Source organism: Amycolatopsis sp. CA-126428, assembly GCF_002904335.1.
Classification (GTDB): domain Bacteria; phylum Actinomycetota; class Actinomycetes; order Mycobacteriales; family Pseudonocardiaceae; genus Amycolatopsis.
The window spans coordinates 1-16,260 of sequence record NZ_PPHF01000139.1; the positions used below are offsets into that span (position 1 = coordinate 1).

The following is a 16,260-nucleotide window of genomic DNA, read 5'->3' on the forward strand; positions in this document are numbered from 1 at the left end:
AGAACCGGCCACAGCCGCCCCGCCCCGCCGGTCGGCGCCCTCAAGACCCCCGTTCGACACCAGCCACCTAGGGCGTGTCTGACAAACGTTCCGGCTCAGTGCTGGGATGCTGCTGTTCGTCGCGGTTTCAGTTGCTTTCGGATGCTCAGCGGGCGTTGATCGAGGATCTGCTGCCGGTCCGGACCGGTAAGCGCGGGCGTCCGTTCTCGGATGCGCGGGCGATGGTCGAAGGGATCATCTACCGGTATCGGTGCGGGCTGGCGTGGCGTGATGTGCCGGCGGTGTTCGGTCCGTGGCAGACGATCTGGACTTGGCATCGCCGGATGGCCGGCGATGGAACCTGGGACATCGTGCTGCAACGGCTGCTCACCGAGGCCGATGCCGCGGGTCTGGCGGACTGGTCGGTGTCGGTGGATTACATGATCGCGCGGGCGCATCAGCACGCCACCAACATCACCCGCCTCACAGGGGGCTGGGTCGAACTACACGGATCTGCTGACCGAGCCGCCTGATCACGCGATCGGCCGCTCCCGCGGCGGCTGGAGCACCAAGGTGCACCACCTCGTCGACGGGAACGGCCGGCCACTGGTGACGTTGGTCGGGCCCGGGCAGGCCGGGGACGCCCCGATGTTTCCGCACCTGATGCGGCACCTGCGGATCCGTCGCGCGGGACGCGGCCGGACCCGCACCCGCCCTGATCGCGTCCGCGCCGACAAGGCTTACTCTTCGCGGGCGATCCGCGGCCATCTGCGTGACCGTGGCATCGCCGCGGTGATCCCGGAGCCTGCCGATCAGGCGGGGCACCGCAAACGCCGCGGGTCCTGCGGCGGTCGTCCACCAGCCTTCGATGCGGTTGACTACCGCGGCCGCAACGTGGTCGAGCGAGGGTTCAACCTGCTCAAGCAGTGGCGTGGCCTGGCGACTCGGTACGACAAGTTGGCCCTCGTCTACCGGTCAGCAGTCGTCCTGCATGCCGTGGTCACCTGGACCAAGGCATTGTCAGACACGCCTAGACGCGTCCGGCAAGTGATCCGGTCGGATTGCGGCGTGGTTGGCCGCGATGAGTCGGCGGCCGCAACCGGAACATCCTTCTCCGTTTTCCGGTACCGTGGCGGCAGCCCGCCGAAGGAGGCCGCCGTGGGATACCGAGTCCCCTTGCCGAAGAACGCCGTCCACCGCTTCAACACCTGCGTCGGCGCGCTCCGGACGTCGCCGCGCTGGGGGCCGATGGTCCGCCGCCACCTCACCGAGATCACCTACACGGGCCGGCGGTCGGGGCGCACCTTCCGCACTCCGGTCGGCTATCGGCAAGCCGGCGATGTCGTCACCATCGGCGTGATGATGCCCGACGCGAAGTCGTGGTGGCGCAACTTCACCGGCGACGGCGGCCCGCTCACCCTCGAACTCGGCGACACCGGCCGCAGCGGGCACGCGGTCGCGCGCCGCGATGCGAAGGGGCGGGTCACCGTGACCGTCCACCTCGACGGCGAAGCCTAGCCGGGCTGCGCGGCCATCCCGTGCCAGAGCAGCTCGGCGAGGTCCGCCGCATCGCCCTTCCAATCGCCCTCCGGGTCGAGCCACAGCAGGCCGCCCAGTCCCCGCATGACCAGCACCGGGGTCAGGCCCGGCCGGACCGTCCCGGCCGCCACGTTGGCTCCGAGCATCGCCGACACCGCGCCGAGCATGTCCTCGTAAGCGTCGCCCGGCAGCTCGCCCCGGAACGCGGTCGCGGTCCGCAGCGCGTCGGCCAGCCCCTTCTTCGTCATCATGTAGTGGGCGACGTGGTCGGTCACCCAGACCCGGAAGGCTTCGTCCGGGGCGTGCTTCTCCAGCAGCACCGGCACGACTTCCACGATGTGCCGGACCTCGCGCCGGTAGACCGCCAGGATCAGCGACTCCGGCGTCGGGAAGTGCCGGTAGACCGTGCCGACGCCGACCTCGGCCTGCTTGGCGATCGCGTTGAACGAGACCTCGCCCGTGTCGGCCAGCGAGGCCGCCGCGGCGGCGAGGATGCGCTCGTGGTTGCGCCGCGTGTCCGCGCGGCGGGGGCTGACCGATCCGGTCGTCATCGTTCCTCCCGGTGGTCGTGCCGTCCCGCTGAATCTAGCCGAGTGCTGGAGCAGCTCCAGCCCCTGCAGTTCGTTGCCAAGCGGATTGTAATCCGCTAGCCTCGCGACCGAGTGAAGCGGATGAGTATCCGCTCCCGCCCTTCACCGCCCCACCACACCGTCGGGCAGTCCGCCCGGCTCCGCGGAAAGAGACCAGTGGAAATCTCACTCCAAGTCAACGGCAAAACCGAACACCTGGACGTCGATCCCGGCGTCACGCTCCTGGACGCCCTGCGCGAGCGCCTCGCCGTCACCGGCCCGAAGAAGGGCTGCGACCGCGGGCAGTGCGGCGCCTGCACCGTGCACGTCGACGGCCGGCCCGTGCTTTCGTGCCTCACCCTGGCCGCGACCGTCAAGAAGCCGGTGACCACCGTCGAAGGACTGTCCACTGAGGACGGGCTGCACCCGGTGCAGCAGGCGTTCGTCGACCAGGACGCCCTGCAGTGCGGGTTCTGCACCGCCGGGCAGATCATGTCGGCGGTCGCCGCCGTCGAGCAGGACGTCGACGACGTGCGGGAGTTCATGTCCGGCAACCTCTGCCGGTGCGCGGCCTACCCGAACATCGTCAAGGCCGTCGAGCAGGCGAGGCGGGCCGATGCGTCCCTTTGAGCTGACCGCACCCACCACCGTCGAGGCGGCGGTCGCCACGCCCGGCACGTACCTGGCCGGCGGGACGACCCTGGTCGACCTCATGAAGCTGGACGTCCTGACGCCGGACCACGTCCTGGACATCAACGACGTTCCGCTGCGCGGCATCGACACCACCGACGGGCTGCGCTTCGGCGCGCTCGAGCGGATGGGCGCCATCGCCGCCCACCCCGGCGTTTATCCGGCGATCTCGCGAGCCCTGCTGCTGAGCGCGTCCCAGCAGCTGCGGAACATGGCCAGCATCGGCGGGAACCTGCTGCAGCGCACGCGCTGCTCGTACTTCCGCGACATCGCCATGCCGTGCAACAAGCGCGTTCCGGGCAGCGGCTGTTCCGCGATCACCGGCGCGAACCGGATGCACGCGATCCTCGGCGCCAGCGAGTCGTGCGTGGCGACGCACGCCAGCGACGTCGCCGTCGCCCTGGTCGCCCTCGATGCCCGCCTGCGGCTGGCGGACGCGACCGGCACCCGCGAGGTCGCGCTCGGCGACTTCTACCAGCTGCCCGGCGACACCCCCGCCGTGGAGAACGACCTGCGCCCCGGCGAACTGATCACCGAGGTCATCGTGCCGCGGCTGGACTGGGCCGTGAACTCCACCTACGTGAAGGTTCGCGACCGGCAGTCCTACGAGTTCGCGCTGTGCTCCGCCGCCGTCGCGCTCGACGTCCGGGACGGGGTCGTCGCCGACGCCCGGGTTGCGGCCGGCGGCGTCGGGACGGTGCCGTGGCGGCTGCCGGCCGTCGAAGCGGCCCTGCGGGGCGGCCCGGCGACCGAGGCCGCCTTCGAAGCGGCCGCGGCCGCGGCCGCCGACGGCGCACTACCGTTGTCCGAGAACGGGTTCAAGGTGACGCTGCTGCAGCGGACCATCATCCGAGCGCTGCTCGAACTGACCGAGGGGAGCTCCCGATGATCACCCGGCTGGACGCGCCGCTGAAGGTCACCGGCGAGGCCAAGTACGGCGCCGACCACGCCTTTTCCGGCATGGTCTACGGCTACGTCCTGCTCAGCACGGTCGCGCACGGCGAGATCGAGGCCGTGGACGCCACCGCGGCGAAGAGCGCGCCCGGCGTGCTCGAGGTCTACACGCCGTTCGACCCGCTGACGCTGCAGACCCCGAGCATGCCGCCCTTCGGCGAGACGTGGGTTCCGTTGCAGAACAAGGAAGTCACCTACTACGGCCAGCCGATCGGCTTCGTCGTCGCGGAGACGTTCGAGCAGGCCCGGGACGCCGCGACCCTCGTCGAGGTCGCCTACCGCGAGCTGCCCGCCCGGACCTCGCTCGCCGAACACCTCGACTCGGCCGAACCCGCGCCGCCGGCCATGGACGGCGCACCGCCGGAAATCGAGGTGCTCGAAGACGGCGTCGAATCCTTCGATGCCGCCCTGGCCGCGAGCCCGGTAGTGGTCGAGGCGACCTACACGACCGCGACGCAGAACCACGCCGCGATGGAGCCGCACTCCGCGGTCGCGGTGTGGGACGACGGCGAGCTGACCATCTACAGCGGGAACCAGGCGTCGAACATGCAGGCGGCGGAGGTGGCCACGGCGCTCGCCCTGGCACCGGAAGCCGTCCGCGCGGTCAACCCGTTCGTCGGCGGCGCGTTCGGCGGCAAGGGGCGGACGTCCACGCCGGCGTTCCTGGCCGCGGCCGCGGCCCGCGCCCTCGGCCGGCCGGTGAAGGCCGCGCTCACCCGCGAACAGGTCTTCACCGCCACCGCCGGCCGGGCCGCGACGGTGCAGAAGCTCACGCTCGGCGCCGAGCCGGACGGCACCCTGGTGGCCCTGCGCCACGACTCGTGGTGCCACACCGACACCGCCCGGTCGTTCGTCGAACCGACGTCGCACGGCACCTCGCGCGAGTGGTACGCCACGAAGAACCTGTCCATCTCCCAGAAGATCGTGCCGCTGAACGTCCCGCCGACGACGTTCATGCGGGCTCCCGGCGAGGCACCGGGGTCGTTCGCGCTGGAGAGCGCGGTCGACGAGCTCGCCGTGAAGCTGGGCATGGACCCGATCGAGCTGCGCGTCCGCAACAACTCGACCGCCCCGCCCGGCCACGACCTGCAGTGGTCGAGCAAGCACCTCGACGAGTGCTTCCGCATCGGCGCGGACCGCTTCGGCTGGGCGCACCGCCCGGCGGGCTCCCGCACCGACGGCGACTGGCTCGTCGGCATGGGCGTGGCCACCGCGGTGTTCCCGGCCCTGCGGTTCCCGGCCACCGTCGGCATCACGCTGCGGGCGGACGACACCGCCGTCGTCGCGACGAGCGGCGCGGACCCCGGCACCGGCCTGCTGACCGTGCTCTCCCTGGTGGGCGCCGAATCGCTGGACATCCCGGCGGACCGGATCACCCCGCGCCTCGGCGACTCGGCCCTCCCGCCGGGCGGCATGTCCGGCGGCTCGACGGCGACGGCGAGCGCCGGCACGGCGATCATGCTCGCCGCCACCAAGGCGATCGACGAACTGACCGCGCTCGCCGCCGACCCCGGCTCGCCGTTCGCCGGGCGGGAGGTCACCTACGCCGACGGCCGCGTCTTCGCCGGCGGCGAGTCGATGACCTTCGGCGAGCTGCTGCGGACCGTGGGACGCGAAACGCTCGAGGTGACCGGGACGTCGGCGCCCGGGGAGGAGCTGACCAAGCACTCCTTCGCCTCGTGGGGCGCCCAGTTCGTCGAGGTCCGGGTGCACAAGTGGACGCGCGAGGCGCGGGTGTCGCGGATGCTCGGCGTGTTCGACGCGGGCCGGATCATCAACGACAAGGCGGCCCGCAGCCAGATCATGGGCGGCATGATCTGGGGTGTCTCGGCCGCGCTGCACGAGGGCCTGGAGATCGAGGCGAACGGCCGGCTCGCCAACGGCGACTTCGCGAGCTACCTGCTCCCGGTCAACGCCGACATCCCCGAGGTCGGCGTCCATTTCGTCGAGTACCCGGACACCCTGCACAACGCGGTCGGTGCGCGAGGCCTCGGCGAGATCGGCACGGTCGGCATGGCGGCGGCGGTCGCCAACGCCGTGTACAACGCCACCGGCATCCGGGTCCGGCACATCCCGATCACCATCGAGGACCTCCTCGAAGGCTGACGGGGCGGGCAGGGCGTCCCCGGACGCCCTGCCCGCACCGCACCAGGAATGCACGGTGCCGCCCCTTGTCCGGTCGATCCGGGCCGGCGCCGTTATCCATCCGCGACAACCTCGGAGACGGAACGCCCATGACGGCGGCCCGTCCGCGGTCCTAGGCTGACGGGCGCTTCCCCCGACAGTCCACGAAGGGACCCCCGCATGTCCGACCCCGTCGTCCCCACCACATCCGGCGCGGTCCGCGGTCAGGTCACCCCCGCCGGCGTGGTGCTCTTCCGCGGCATCCCGTACGCCGCCGCGCCCGAAGGCGAGCTGCGCTTCGCCGAACCCGTCCCGGCCCCGCCGTGGGAGGGCGTCCGCGAGACGCGGAGACCCGGACCGACGGCGCCGCAACGCCGTCACGACGTACCCGGCCTCGACCTGACCCCGCTCTCCGGCACCGGCTGGCGCCCGGGGCCGGAGTACCTGACGGTCGACGTCTGGACGCCGCAGCCGGGCGCCGCCTCCCTGCCGGTGCTGGTGTTCGTGCACGGCGGCGCGTTCCTCGGCGGCACCGGGTCCGCCGCGGTCCACGACGGCACGGCGTTCGCCCGCGCCGGCGCGGTGCTGGTGACCGTGCAGTACCGCCTCGGCATCGACGGGTTCCTCCCCCTCGACGGCGGGGCGACCAACCTCGGCCTGCGCGACCAGCTCGCGGCGCTGCACTGGGTGCAGGAGAACATCGCCGCGTTCGGCGGCGACCCCGCCAACGTCACCCTCTTCGGCGCGGCGTCGGGGGCCGTCAGCGTCTCCTGCCTGCTCGGCTCGCCGTTGTCGGCCGGGCTCTTCCACCGCGCGATCGTCCAAAGCGGACACCCGGACATGGTGCGCGACAGCGTCCAGGCCCGGCGGCTGGCCAAGGTGGTCGCCGACGAGCTCAAGGCGGAACCGACGGCGGAGGCGTTCCGCAAGGTCTCGACCGAGCAGCTGCTCGACGCCCAGGACGCGGTCCTCCGCCCGGGCGGCGCGCCCGACCTGCGCGACGCACTGGGCTACGACCGCGGCTACGGCCTGAGCCCCTTCCTCCCGATGGTCGGCGACGACGTCCTGCCCCAGCACCCGGCCAAGGCGATCAAGGCGGGCGCGGGCCGGGACGTCGACCTGATCGCCGGCAGCTGCAGCGAAGAGATGCGGCTCTACCTGGTGCCGACGGGTGCCCTCGAAGCGGTCACCGACGACCAGGCGGTGGCCTCCCTGGCGGTCTCGCACCCGGACCCGGCGGGCGTGCTGTACGCGTACGGCCTCGGATCGGGCCGCACGGCGGGCGAGGTCCTCGTGGAAGCCCTGACGGACCTGGTCTTCCGCGACGGCGTGCGCGACCTCGCCGAGCACCACACCGGCCGGACGTTCAGGTACGAGTTCGAGTGGGGCTCGCCCCTGCTCGAAGGCCGGCTGGGTGCGTGCCACGGGCTGGAGCTGCCGTTCGTGTTCGGCGCATTGGATGCGCTTTCGGGGCCGCGAGGCCTGCTCGGCGAGAACCCCCCGCACGAGCTGGCGGCCGAGCTGAACGGTGCCTGGCACCGCTTCGCCACGACGGGTTCGCCGGGCTGGGCGGAGTACACCGGCGAGGACACGATGTTCCACGCGTACTGACGGCGCGCCGCGGGCTCGGCTCGCCGCAACCTCCGCGCGGGGCGGCGCCGACGCACCCCTCATCTCCCTGTGCGACCGGTTGATCACGAACCGGTCGGGGGCTTTGCTCCAGCGGGCTGGCTCCGGGCCGGGACGGTTGACTATCCCCCTGCTCCGCTGCCACGCTCAGGCGCCCGGACGGCCGGATGAATGGGGACCACCGATGTCCGAGGCGGCTTCAGCCGCACCGCCACGTGCTTTCGTCCGCACGCTGCTGCGCAGCGGCACTCCCGCGGACCCCGCCGAACCCGTTTCCGACAGCAGCGACCTCACCGCCGTCGGGGAAGCAACGCTCGCGCGCGCCTCGCGCTACTGGGTTGCCGTGCCGCTGGCGTACCGGGCCGCCGCGTTCGTCAAGGTGTTCATCGGGTTCACCGCCGCGAACGGCGTGCTCGGGCTCGGGCCGGTGCTCGGCGCCACCCTCTTCGCCGTCGCGGCCAACACCGCCGCCGTCGTCTGGGTGCTGCGTTCGGGCGGCCTGCGGGCCCGTCTCACCGGGCGCGCCCTCGGTCTGGACCTTTCCCTCGGCGTGGCCCTCAACTTCGTGGTCGCCATGACCGCCCCGGCCGCGGTGCAGCCGTTCGCCGTCGACGTGTCCTGGACCTGGCTGGTCGGCTCGGTCGCCATGTGGGCGGGCACGTCCGGGCTGCCCGCGGCGCTGTGGCTGTTCGCGGCGGCTGTCCCGCTCCGGGCCGCGCTCACGCTCGCCGGCGGCCTGCCCCTGAGCAACCAGCTCGCCCTCACCCGGTCGATCGGCTGCATGGTGGCGCTGGCGGTGGCGATCGTGCTCGCCGTGGCGATCCTCATCCTGCTCGGCGTCGGCACGCGGTTCGCGGTGGACATCGGGCTGCGGCGCGGACGCGAGGCCGAGCGCCGCCGGACGCGGCGCATCATGCACGACAGCGTGCTGCAGACCCTCGAAGCACTGGCCATTTCGGCGCCGGGCGACGACGCCCAGGCCGTCACGCGGCTGTCGGAGCTGCGTTCGGTCGCCAAAGCGGAAGCGGCCGAGCTGCGCCGCCGGATCACCGAGCCCGTGCCGACCGGGCCGACGCGCGGGTTCGCGGTCGAACTCGCCGACGTCGCCACCGAGCTGGCCCGCGACGGCCTGCGCACCCAGCTCGTCGCCGCGGACTTCGCCGACGACCACAAGGTCTCGCAGGACCGGCGCACCGCGTTGTGCGAGGCGGTCCGGGAAGCGTTGCGCAACACGGTGAAGCACTCCGGGACGAAGCAGGTCGTGCTCCGCGTGGAGAAACGCGACGGCGGGATCGCGGTGGTGGCCCGCGACCAGGGCCAGGGCTTCGACGTCGGCGACCGGCCACCGGGCTTCGGCATCAGCCAGTCCATCATCGCCCGGCTGGCCGAGGTCGGCGGGCACGGCACGGTGGACTCGCAGCCGGGCCGCGGCACCCGCGTCACGATGTGGGTGCCGGGCTGAACCCACGCCCTCAGGCCACGCGGCGGGCGGCGCGCTCGGCGGCGAGGCTCGCGCGGCAGGCCGCGGTCAGCCGGGTGGTGGCGGCGCTGCCGCCGTGCCCGCAGCGCGGGCAGGACATCGCCACGGCCAGGGCCAGCTCGTCGACGGCGACGGCCGGCTCGGTCCGGCAGCCGCGGCACCAGCGGTGCCGGGTGACCGGGCTGACGTGCGCCGGCGAGGCCACGCACTGGTGGATCCACCGGCCGTGCACGTGACAGGTCAGCCGGTCGTCGGGCGCGAGCAGGCCCATTTCCTCGGCGTCGTCCTCGGTGGCGAGCAGGACCGGCAGGCTCCGGACCCGGCTCGGGGTGCTGGTCGTGGCGGTCATGGCGCTCCCCTTTCCCTTCACCCGGACGTCGAATCGGCCGGCCCCGATTCGACACCCGGGTGCCGGCCGGCCGGATCCCGGCGGGTCGGCGCTCTTCCGGCCACTCCCCCGGCTCGGTGAAGATCGCCGGCGGCCCCGGGTGTCGACCGGGGCCTAGACCGCGACCGCGAAGGGCACGCGCACCGCCACGAAGTCCGGCCGGTGCCGCAGCGCGAAGCCCAGGGAGAGGTAGAGACGGATCGCCGAGGTGTTGCCGGCGGCCGCGTGCATCATCGGGATCTCGCCGCGCTCGCGGATGCCCGCGGCCACCGCGAGCACCAGCCGCGTCCCGAAGCCCTGGCCGCGGTACGCCGGGTCCGTGCACACCGCGCTGATCTCCGTATAGCCCGGCGGGTGCAGCCGCTCGCCGGCCATCGCCACGAGCGCGCCGCCGCGCCGGATGCCGAGGTACGTGCCGAGCTCGACGGTCCGCTTCCGGAACGGTCCCGGCCGCGTCCGCTCGACGAGGTCCAGCATCTCCGGCACGTCCGCGGGGCCGAGCCGCACGGCCTCCGGCTCGGGCGCGGCCGCGACGCCCTCGTCGACCAGCTGCACACCGGGGATCTCGTCGAGCACCGTCCAGCCGGACGGCGGCCGCGCGGCGGTCGCGGCGAGCACGACGGTCGCCCCCGGCCCGGCCAGCTCGGCGACGTCCCGCCAATCCTGCTCGCCCGGGTCGTCGGGCAGGGCCAGGAACGGCGCGACGTCCTCCGGGTAGCGCAGGACGCGCCCCCGCCGTTCCGCGAAGCGGGCGTGCGGACCGGTCAGCGACGCCCAGGCCGGGTTGTCGAGCGGAGAAGCCATGGCTCCAGCATGCGGAGGCGGGCCGGGTGACCGCCGCCACTCCCACATCCTGGGTAGGGTGCGCACGTGGGTTCCCAGGTCCCGGTGTGGATTCCGATCGTCGTCGCGCTGCTCGGCCTCGCCGGGGTGATCTTGACCCAGATCCTGTCCGGACGGCGGGAGACCCGGCGCATGGCCGAGGAAGCGGCCCGCGAAGAGCGCCGCTGGCAGCGTGAACGCGAGGCCCGCACCCACGAGACCCGCGCCGAGGCCTACGCCCAGCTGATGGGCGTCCTCGAAGCGTTCGACGGCGTGTTGTTCCAAGCCCGCGCGATCGTCGAGTCGGAGCGCGAACTCGACGAACACCAGATCACCGAGCTGCGCGAGGTGCGCAGCGAGGCCCAGCACGCGCTCGGGCCCGTCGTGCTGCACGCGCCGGAGGCGGTCCGGCGGCTGGTCAGCGACGCGACGCTGCCCCGGATGCGGCTGGCCATGATGCTGCTGGAGCCCGGCGGCGACCGCACCCGGCTGCGGCCCGCCTGGGAGGCCGGCCAGCGCGGCTACCGCGTCATGCGCGCCCGGATGCGGGCCGACCTCGGCTTCGACGCCGAACCGGTGGACGAGCTGTACAGTGCTCAGCCGACCGTGGTCAGTTCCTCGTCGGAGAGCACTTCGGCGCCGGCCGAGACGACCAGCCGGCCGCCGTCGACCCGGTAGCGGTAGTCGCCGTTCACCGCGACGAAGCCGCCGCCCTCGGCCTGGGCCGGCAGCATGATGTGCGTGTCGTCGGAGGCGGCCTGGCCGCGGGCCTGGCCGTCGTAGAAGATCCGGCCGTCGGGGGTCCGGCAGATCGTGACGAGGGATTTCGCGGTCTGCGCCACGAGCAGCGCCGTCCCGGTGCCGCCGGGCAGGTAGCGCGCCGCGTCCCCCGGACACGGCTTGTCCGCCGGCGTCGCCGTGGTCGTCGGCGGCGTGACGGGCGGGGTGACGCCGTTCGCGGTCGTGACCACGGTCTTGGTGGTCGGCAGCGCGGGCGTCGTGTACTCCGGGTAGGGCCCCGACGCGGCCGGCGAGGGCCGCGAGTCGCCGCTGAACAGCAGGACCCCGCCCACCGCGGCGCCGGCCACCACCATCAGGGCCAGCAGCACCCACAGAGCCCGCGCGCGAGCCCGGCCCGGCGCCAGGCCCGCGCAGGTGCCGCAGCGCCGGGCGGCGGGGTCGTTGACCGCGCCGCACTGCGCACACGTCCAGGGAAAACCCGCCATCGGGCCTCCTTCGGCCCGGCGCCACGCCACGCCGGTCCCTCCATCGTCACCGACGAGGGCACCGGCTGCAACGGCTCGTGGCTAGCCGTGCACGACGTTGACCATCCACGGGATGCCGAACTTGTCGACGCAGGCGCCGAATTCGTCGCCCCACATCTGCTTTTCGAAGGGAACCGTGACGGTGCCGCCGTCGCTCAGCTTGTCCCAGTAGCCGCGCAGGTCGTCGGCGTCGTCCCCGCTGAGGCTCACCGAGATGTTGGTGCCCGGGTTGTGCTCCATGCCGGCCGGGGTGTCCGACGCCATCAGCGTGAAGCCGTTTTCGGCCTCCAGCTGCGCGTGCATGACCTTGTCCGAGTCCGCCCCTTCGGGTGAACCGAATTCTCCGAACGTGTTCAGCGTGAGCGTGCCGCCGAAGACACCCTTGTAGAACTCCATGGCCTGCCGCGCGTCGTCGCGGAAGCTCAGGTACGGGTTGAGACGAGAAGCCACGGCCATCTCCTTCGATCGGACGAGAGCAGCATCCTCGCAGAATGCCCGGGCTGCGCCAATCGGCGGATTTTCAGTCAGAGCACGAACCGCCGCTGCGCGACGGGTTCCATCGGCAGGGCGCCGTGCAAGGCGGCCCGGGCACGCAGCTCCAGCGCCCGGTCCAGCGGCCGGGCTCCCGGCGCCGCGGTGTGGAACGTGCCGCGGTCGAACAGGTACACCAGGGCGAGCTTGCCCTCGCGGCGCCCGGACGTCTCGCCGAATTCGACGGTCGCGAACCGCAGGCAGCCACCGTAACCCGCCCGGGCCAGCCGGTCCGCGACGTCCACCAGGTCACCGGTCAGCACGCGCAGGTCGCGGTTGCGGCGCCAGCACCGGACCGTCGACCGGCCCTGGAGGTCCTGCGTCACCAGCGGGTGCACCGGCAGCCGCGCCGAGGTCGCGGCGATCAGCTCCGCCGCGGTCCGGGCCAGCGCGTCCCCGTCCACCTTGAAGTCGACCGTGCCGCCGCCGGTGGGCGCGAGGCCGAGCGCGGCGCGCATCCGCGGGGCGGCCGCGGCGAGGGTGTAGAGGGACTGCAGGTGCGGGCGGGAGGTCCAGCACCGGACGAGCTTGCTGTCCAGCAGGGTCACGACGAACGTTCCTATCCTCATTTCGGAGGCCGCCGGACCGGGCGCACTGGCAATGTCCACTGTGGACGTCAGACGCGGGGACGCGGGACCGGAAAGGACAGCATGCGCCCGCGCCGCCGATTCCGTACCGCGACCGGCCCGCGACGCGGCGAACGGCACCAGCCCGCCGCCGAACGGTCACTCCGGGTAGGTTCCGCCGATCAGCGGTATCCCTCTCGCCTCACGCGGCGGCGATCACCACCTTGCCGAAGTTCTCCCGGCTCCCGAACCGCCGGAAGGCCGCTCCGGCGTCCTCGAACGAGTGAACGCTGTCGATGACCGGCTCGATGGGCCACACGTCGAGCCACCGCAGCAGGTCTTCGGTGTCCTCGCGGCTGCCGACCCAGATCTTCCGCACGGTCGCCCCGCTGCGGAACAGCTCCATGAAGTCGACCGGCGACCCGCTGCGGCCGACGAACCCGACGAGCGCGATCTCGGCGTGGTGCGTTCCGGCCGCGACCAGCGACTGCGCGAACGTGCCGGGCCCGCCCACCTCGACGATCCGGTCCGCACCCCGCCCGCCGGTGGCGTCGAGCACCGCCTTGCCCCATTCCAGGGTGGCGACGTAGTCGATCACCGTGTCCGCGCCGAGTCCGGTCAGCTCGGCTGCTTTGGCCGCGCTCGACGTCGTCGCGACCACCCGCGCCCCGCGCGCCTTCGCCAGCTGCACGGCGAACAGGGAGACGCCGCCGGTGCCGAGGGTCAGCACGACGTCGCCCGGGCGCACGCCGTCGAGCGACGTCCACGCCGTGACCGCGGCACACGGCAGCGTCGCCCCCTGCTCGAAGGTCAGCGAATCCGGCAGGGCGACGAGCGCCTGCTCCGGGACGGCGCGGTATTCGGCGAGCCAGCCGTCCCGGCCGTTGCCGTACCCCGCCATCGTGTCCGGCATCCGCCCGGCGATCCAGTCCGGGTGGAAGGCGTTGATCACCCGCTCTCCGCCGGCGAAGCGCGTGACCCCCTCACCGACGGCCACGACCTCACCGGCGGCGTCCGACACCGGAATCAGGGCCCCACCCCCGGCCCCGGCGGCGAAGTGGTCGCCGTCGAGGATCAGCAGATCGCGGTAGTTCAGCGACACGGCCCGCACCCGGACGAGCACCTCGCCGCGCCGCGGCTCGGGCGTCGGCTCTTCGCGCTGGGCCAGGCGGCCGGACCGGGGACGGTAAACGCGCACCACGCCTCCTCATGTTAATCAATCGACTAACATCGACCATGGCACAACGCCGCACCGCCCGGCAACCGGGGATACTCGGCGCATGGCCAGCCGCACCGCGACTCCCCTGGACCACCCGGCCCTCGAGGACGTCCCCTTCAGCGCAGCCCTGGAAGCCCTGCGCGACCCGCACCGGCTGGCCATGGTCGCCGCCCTCGCCCGGGAACCCGGGCAGTCGTGCGGCGCGATCATGCCGCCGGTCAGCAAGCCCGCCGCGTCCCGGCACTTCAAGATCCTCCGCGCGGCCGGGCTGCTCCGGCAGTGGGACAGCGGCACGCAGCGGCTGAACGCCCTGCGCCGCGAGGAGTTCGACACCCGCTTCCCCGGCTTGCTCGACCTCGCTCTCGCCGAAGCCACCCGCGGCTGATTCTCCCCTTCCTCGCCAACCAGACATTTAGCGTTGCTAATAGATCTGGGGCAGAGCTACCGTCGAGGGCATGACCGAACTCGCCGACCGGCTGCTGGGGGCCGTCCAGGGGATCCGCCGGGTGGTGCGCCGCCGGGTGCGCGCCGACGTGCCGGGCGTGCCGCTGCCGGGCGCCCAGGTCGAGCTCCTGCGCGTGGTGGCCGACCACCCCGGCATCGGCGTCGCCGCGGCCGCACGCGAGCTGCACTTGGCGAACAACTCGGTCAGCACGCTGGTGAACCAGCTCGCCGACGCCGGCCTGCTGCGCCGCGAGGCCGATCCCGCCGACCGGCGCGCGGCCCGGCTGGAGGTCACCGCCGCGGCCGCCGACCGGATGGCGGCCTGGCGCCGCGCCCGCACCGGGCTCGTCGCCGACGCCCTCGCGAAACTGTCCGAAGAGGACACCGCGGCGATCGGCCAGGCGTTGCCGGCACTGGAAAAGCTCATGGGCATCCTGAAGGAGGAGCCATGACCGACCCCGCGGCGGTGCGCTGCACCGGCCTGAGCCACTCGTTCGGCGCGACCCGCGCGGTCGACGGCGTCGACCTCGAAATCCACCCGGGCGAGGTGTTCGGCCTGCTCGGCCCGAACGGCGCCGGCAAGACGACCACGCTCCGGATGATCACCACCCTGCTGCCGGCCGCCCCGGACCGCATCACGGTCTTCGGCGTCGACGTCGCGCGCCGCCGGATGGCCGTGCGGCGGCTGATCGGCTACGTCCCGCAGCAGCTGTCCGCCGACAGCGCGCTGACCGGCCGCGAGAACGTCGCCCTGTTCGCCCGGCTCTTCGACGTGCCCCGCCGCGGGCGGGCCGAGCAGGTGCGGCTCGCCCTCGACCTGGTCGGGCTGGCCGGCGACGCCGACCGCACGGCCAAGACGTACTCCGGCGGCATGATCCGCCGGCTCGAGCTCGCCCAGGCCCTGGTGAGCTCGCCGCGGCTGCTCATCCTCGACGAGCCGACGATCGGGCTCGACCCGGTCGCGCGGTCGTCGGTGTGGGACCGCATCGCCTCCATCCGCCGGGCGACCGGCATGACGGTGCTCGTCACCACGCACTACATGGACGAGGCCGAGCAGTACTGCGACCGCGTCGCCCTGATGGACGCCGGCCGGATCCGCGCGCTGGGCACGCCCGCCGAGCTGGAGGCCGACCTCGGCCCGGAGGCCACGTTGGACGACGTGTTCCGGGCGGTGACCGGGAACCGCCTCGACCACGAAGAAGGAGGGATCCGCGGTGTCCGTGCCACTCGCCGTACCGCCCGCCGCCTCGGCTGACCCGGGCCCGCTGCGCCGGGTGCGCCTGCTCGGCGCCCGCGTCGGCGCGATGTGCCTGGTGGAGCTGCAGAAACTGCGCCGCGATCAGACCGAGCTGCTGACCAGGGCGATCCAGCCCGCGTTGTGGCTGCTGATCTTCGGGGAGACGTTCACCCGGCTGCGCGCGATCCCGACCGGTTCGACGCCGTACCTCGACTTCCTGGCGCCGGGCATCCTGGCCCAGTCGGCGCTGTTCATCGCGATCTTCTACGGCATCCAGATCATCTGGGAGCGCGACGCGGGTGTGCTCGCCAAGCTCCTGGTGACCCCGACCCCGCGCGCGGCGCTCGTCGCGGGCAAGGCCTTCGCCGCCGGGGTCCGCGCGCTCGTCCAGGCGCTGATGGTGCTGATCCTGGCCGCGATCCTCGGCGTCGGGCTGACCGCGAACCCGCTGAAGCTGCTCGCGATGGCCGTCGTCCTCGTGCTCGGTTCGGCGTTCTTCTGCTGCCTGTCCATCGTGATCGCCGGGATCGTGCTGTCGCGGGAACGGCTGATGGGCATCGGGCAGGCGATCACGATGCCGCTGTTCTTCGGGTCGAACGCGCTGTACCCGGTGGACCTGATGCCGCCGTGGCTGAAGGTGCTCAGCCACGTCAACCCGCTGAGCTACCAGGTCGACGCGCTGCGCGGCCTGCTCATCGGGACCCCGGCCCACCTCGGGACCGACTTCGCCGTGCTGGCCGTGGCGACGGCGGTGGCCGTTTCGGTCGCCTCGGCCCTGCTCAGCAGGTTGGCCCGGTGAGGGACATGTCTCACCGAACGGAACC

19 protein-coding genes and 1 pseudogene are annotated in these 16,260 nt (G+C 72.9%); 13 read left to right on the forward strand and 7 right to left on the reverse strand.

Annotated features, from left to right (window positions below; genetic code table 11):
* The first annotated feature begins 155 nt into the window (after positions 1-155).
* The 3 genes and pseudogenes from C2L58_RS50950 (at position 156) to C2L58_RS34515 (ending at position 1,497) form a co-directional block, all read left to right on the forward strand.
* On the forward strand, positions 156-512 hold the full coding sequence (locus C2L58_RS50950; protein ID WP_233226103.1) for a transposase: 357 nt from the start codon (positions 156-158) through the stop codon (positions 510-512).
* Between the two features lie 40 nt (positions 513-552).
* Positions 553-927 (forward strand): annotated as a pseudogene (locus C2L58_RS50955) (transposase); the annotation flags it as partial.
* 210 nt (positions 928-1,137) lie between these two features.
* Positions 1,138-1,497 (forward strand): hypothetical protein, encoded by a 360-nt coding sequence (locus tag C2L58_RS34515; RefSeq protein ID WP_103341936.1) that lies wholly within the window; start codon positions 1,138-1,140, stop codon positions 1,495-1,497.
* Here the strand turns inward: C2L58_RS34515 and C2L58_RS34520 are convergent.
* Positions 1,494-2,069 carry a TetR/AcrR family transcriptional regulator gene (locus C2L58_RS34520; RefSeq protein ID WP_103341836.1) on the reverse strand — a complete coding sequence of 192 codons (576 nt, stop codon included), beginning with the start codon at positions 2,067-2,069 and terminating at the stop codon, positions 1,494-1,496. The genes C2L58_RS34515 and C2L58_RS34520 overlap by 4 nt on opposite strands.
* A 195-nt stretch (positions 2,070-2,264) precedes the next feature.
* Between C2L58_RS34520 and C2L58_RS34525 the strand changes: the two genes are divergently transcribed.
* The 5 genes from C2L58_RS34525 (at position 2,265) to C2L58_RS34545 (ending at position 8,946) form a co-directional block, all read left to right on the forward strand.
* On the forward strand, positions 2,265-2,717 hold the full coding sequence (locus C2L58_RS34525) for a (2Fe-2S)-binding protein (protein WP_103341837.1): 453 nt from the start codon (positions 2,265-2,267) through the stop codon (positions 2,715-2,717).
* A complete protein-coding gene (locus C2L58_RS34530; RefSeq protein WP_103341838.1) occupies positions 2,704-3,666 on the forward strand; it encodes an FAD binding domain-containing protein in 963 nt (320 codons plus the stop codon). Before C2L58_RS34525 ends, C2L58_RS34530 begins: the two co-directional genes overlap by 14 nt.
* Positions 3,663-5,837 (forward strand): xanthine dehydrogenase family protein molybdopterin-binding subunit, encoded by a 2,175-nt coding sequence (locus tag C2L58_RS34535; RefSeq protein ID WP_103341839.1) that lies wholly within the window; start codon positions 3,663-3,665, stop codon positions 5,835-5,837. Before C2L58_RS34530 ends, C2L58_RS34535 begins: the two co-directional genes overlap by 4 nt.
* Before the next feature lie 198 nt (positions 5,838-6,035).
* Entirely contained in the window at positions 6,036-7,466 is a 1,431-nt protein-coding gene (locus C2L58_RS34540; RefSeq protein WP_103341840.1) for a carboxylesterase/lipase family protein, read from the forward strand.
* A gap of 202 nt (positions 7,467-7,668) precedes the next feature.
* Positions 7,669-8,946 (forward strand): sensor histidine kinase, encoded by a 1,278-nt coding sequence (locus C2L58_RS34545; protein ID WP_103341841.1) that lies wholly within the window; start codon positions 7,669-7,671, stop codon positions 8,944-8,946.
* Positions 8,947-8,956: 10 nt separating this feature from the next.
* On the opposite strand, the gene C2L58_RS34550 is transcribed toward C2L58_RS34545, so the two are convergent.
* A complete protein-coding gene (locus C2L58_RS34550; RefSeq protein ID WP_103341842.1) occupies positions 8,957-9,313 on the reverse strand; it encodes a hypothetical protein in 357 nt (118 codons plus the stop codon).
* A gap of 153 nt (positions 9,314-9,466) precedes the next feature.
* Entirely contained in the window at positions 9,467-10,156 is a 690-nt protein-coding gene (locus C2L58_RS50010; RefSeq protein ID WP_199191601.1) for a GNAT family N-acetyltransferase, read from the reverse strand.
* Between the two features lie 66 nt (positions 10,157-10,222).
* Between C2L58_RS50010 and C2L58_RS50015 the strand changes: the two genes are divergently transcribed.
* On the forward strand, positions 10,223-10,852 hold the full coding sequence (locus C2L58_RS50015; protein ID WP_199191602.1) for a hypothetical protein: 630 nt from the start codon (positions 10,223-10,225) through the stop codon (positions 10,850-10,852).
* Here the strand turns inward: C2L58_RS50015 and C2L58_RS34565 are convergent.
* The 4 genes from C2L58_RS34565 to C2L58_RS34580 all read right to left on the reverse strand — a co-directional run bounded on the left by C2L58_RS34565 (position 10,771) and on the right by C2L58_RS34580 (position 13,734).
* A complete protein-coding gene (locus tag C2L58_RS34565) occupies positions 10,771-11,400 on the reverse strand; it encodes a hypothetical protein (RefSeq protein ID WP_233226104.1) in 630 nt (209 codons plus the stop codon). The genes C2L58_RS50015 and C2L58_RS34565 overlap by 82 nt on opposite strands.
* Positions 11,401-11,481: 81 nt before the next feature.
* Positions 11,482-11,889, reverse strand: coding sequence for a VOC family protein (locus C2L58_RS34570; protein ID WP_103341938.1), 408 nt, complete (start codon positions 11,887-11,889; stop codon positions 11,482-11,484).
* A 74-nt stretch (positions 11,890-11,963) separates the two neighbouring features.
* A complete protein-coding gene (gene pspAB / locus C2L58_RS34575; RefSeq protein ID WP_103341845.1) occupies positions 11,964-12,518 on the reverse strand; it encodes a PspA-associated protein PspAB in 555 nt (184 codons plus the stop codon).
* A 220-nt stretch (positions 12,519-12,738) separates the two neighbouring features.
* On the reverse strand, positions 12,739-13,734 hold the full coding sequence (locus C2L58_RS34580) for a zinc-dependent alcohol dehydrogenase family protein (protein ID WP_103341939.1): 996 nt from the start codon (positions 13,732-13,734) through the stop codon (positions 12,739-12,741).
* Positions 13,735-13,816: 82 nt separating this feature from the next.
* Here C2L58_RS34580 and C2L58_RS34585 point away from each other — a divergent pair, with 82 nt between their 5' ends.
* The 4 genes from C2L58_RS34585 to C2L58_RS34600 all read left to right on the forward strand — a co-directional run bounded on the left by C2L58_RS34585 (position 13,817) and on the right by C2L58_RS34600 (position 16,235).
* Complete coding sequence (locus C2L58_RS34585) at positions 13,817-14,140, forward strand: ArsR/SmtB family transcription factor (RefSeq protein WP_103341846.1); 324 nt, start codon at positions 13,817-13,819, stop codon at positions 14,138-14,140.
* A 70-nt stretch (positions 14,141-14,210) separates the two neighbouring features.
* Positions 14,211-14,651 (forward strand): MarR family winged helix-turn-helix transcriptional regulator, encoded by a 441-nt coding sequence (locus tag C2L58_RS34590; RefSeq protein ID WP_103341847.1) that lies wholly within the window; start codon positions 14,211-14,213, stop codon positions 14,649-14,651.
* Entirely contained in the window at positions 14,648-15,454 is an 807-nt protein-coding gene (locus C2L58_RS34595; RefSeq protein WP_103341848.1) for an ABC transporter ATP-binding protein, read from the forward strand. Before C2L58_RS34590 ends, C2L58_RS34595 begins: the two co-directional genes overlap by 4 nt.
* Positions 15,414-16,235: an ABC transporter permease gene (locus C2L58_RS34600; RefSeq protein WP_103341849.1), complete on the forward strand. Its 822-nt coding sequence runs from the start codon at positions 15,414-15,416 to the stop codon at positions 16,233-16,235. Before C2L58_RS34595 ends, C2L58_RS34600 begins: the two co-directional genes overlap by 41 nt.
* The last annotated feature ends 25 nt before the right edge of the window (positions 16,236-16,260 follow it).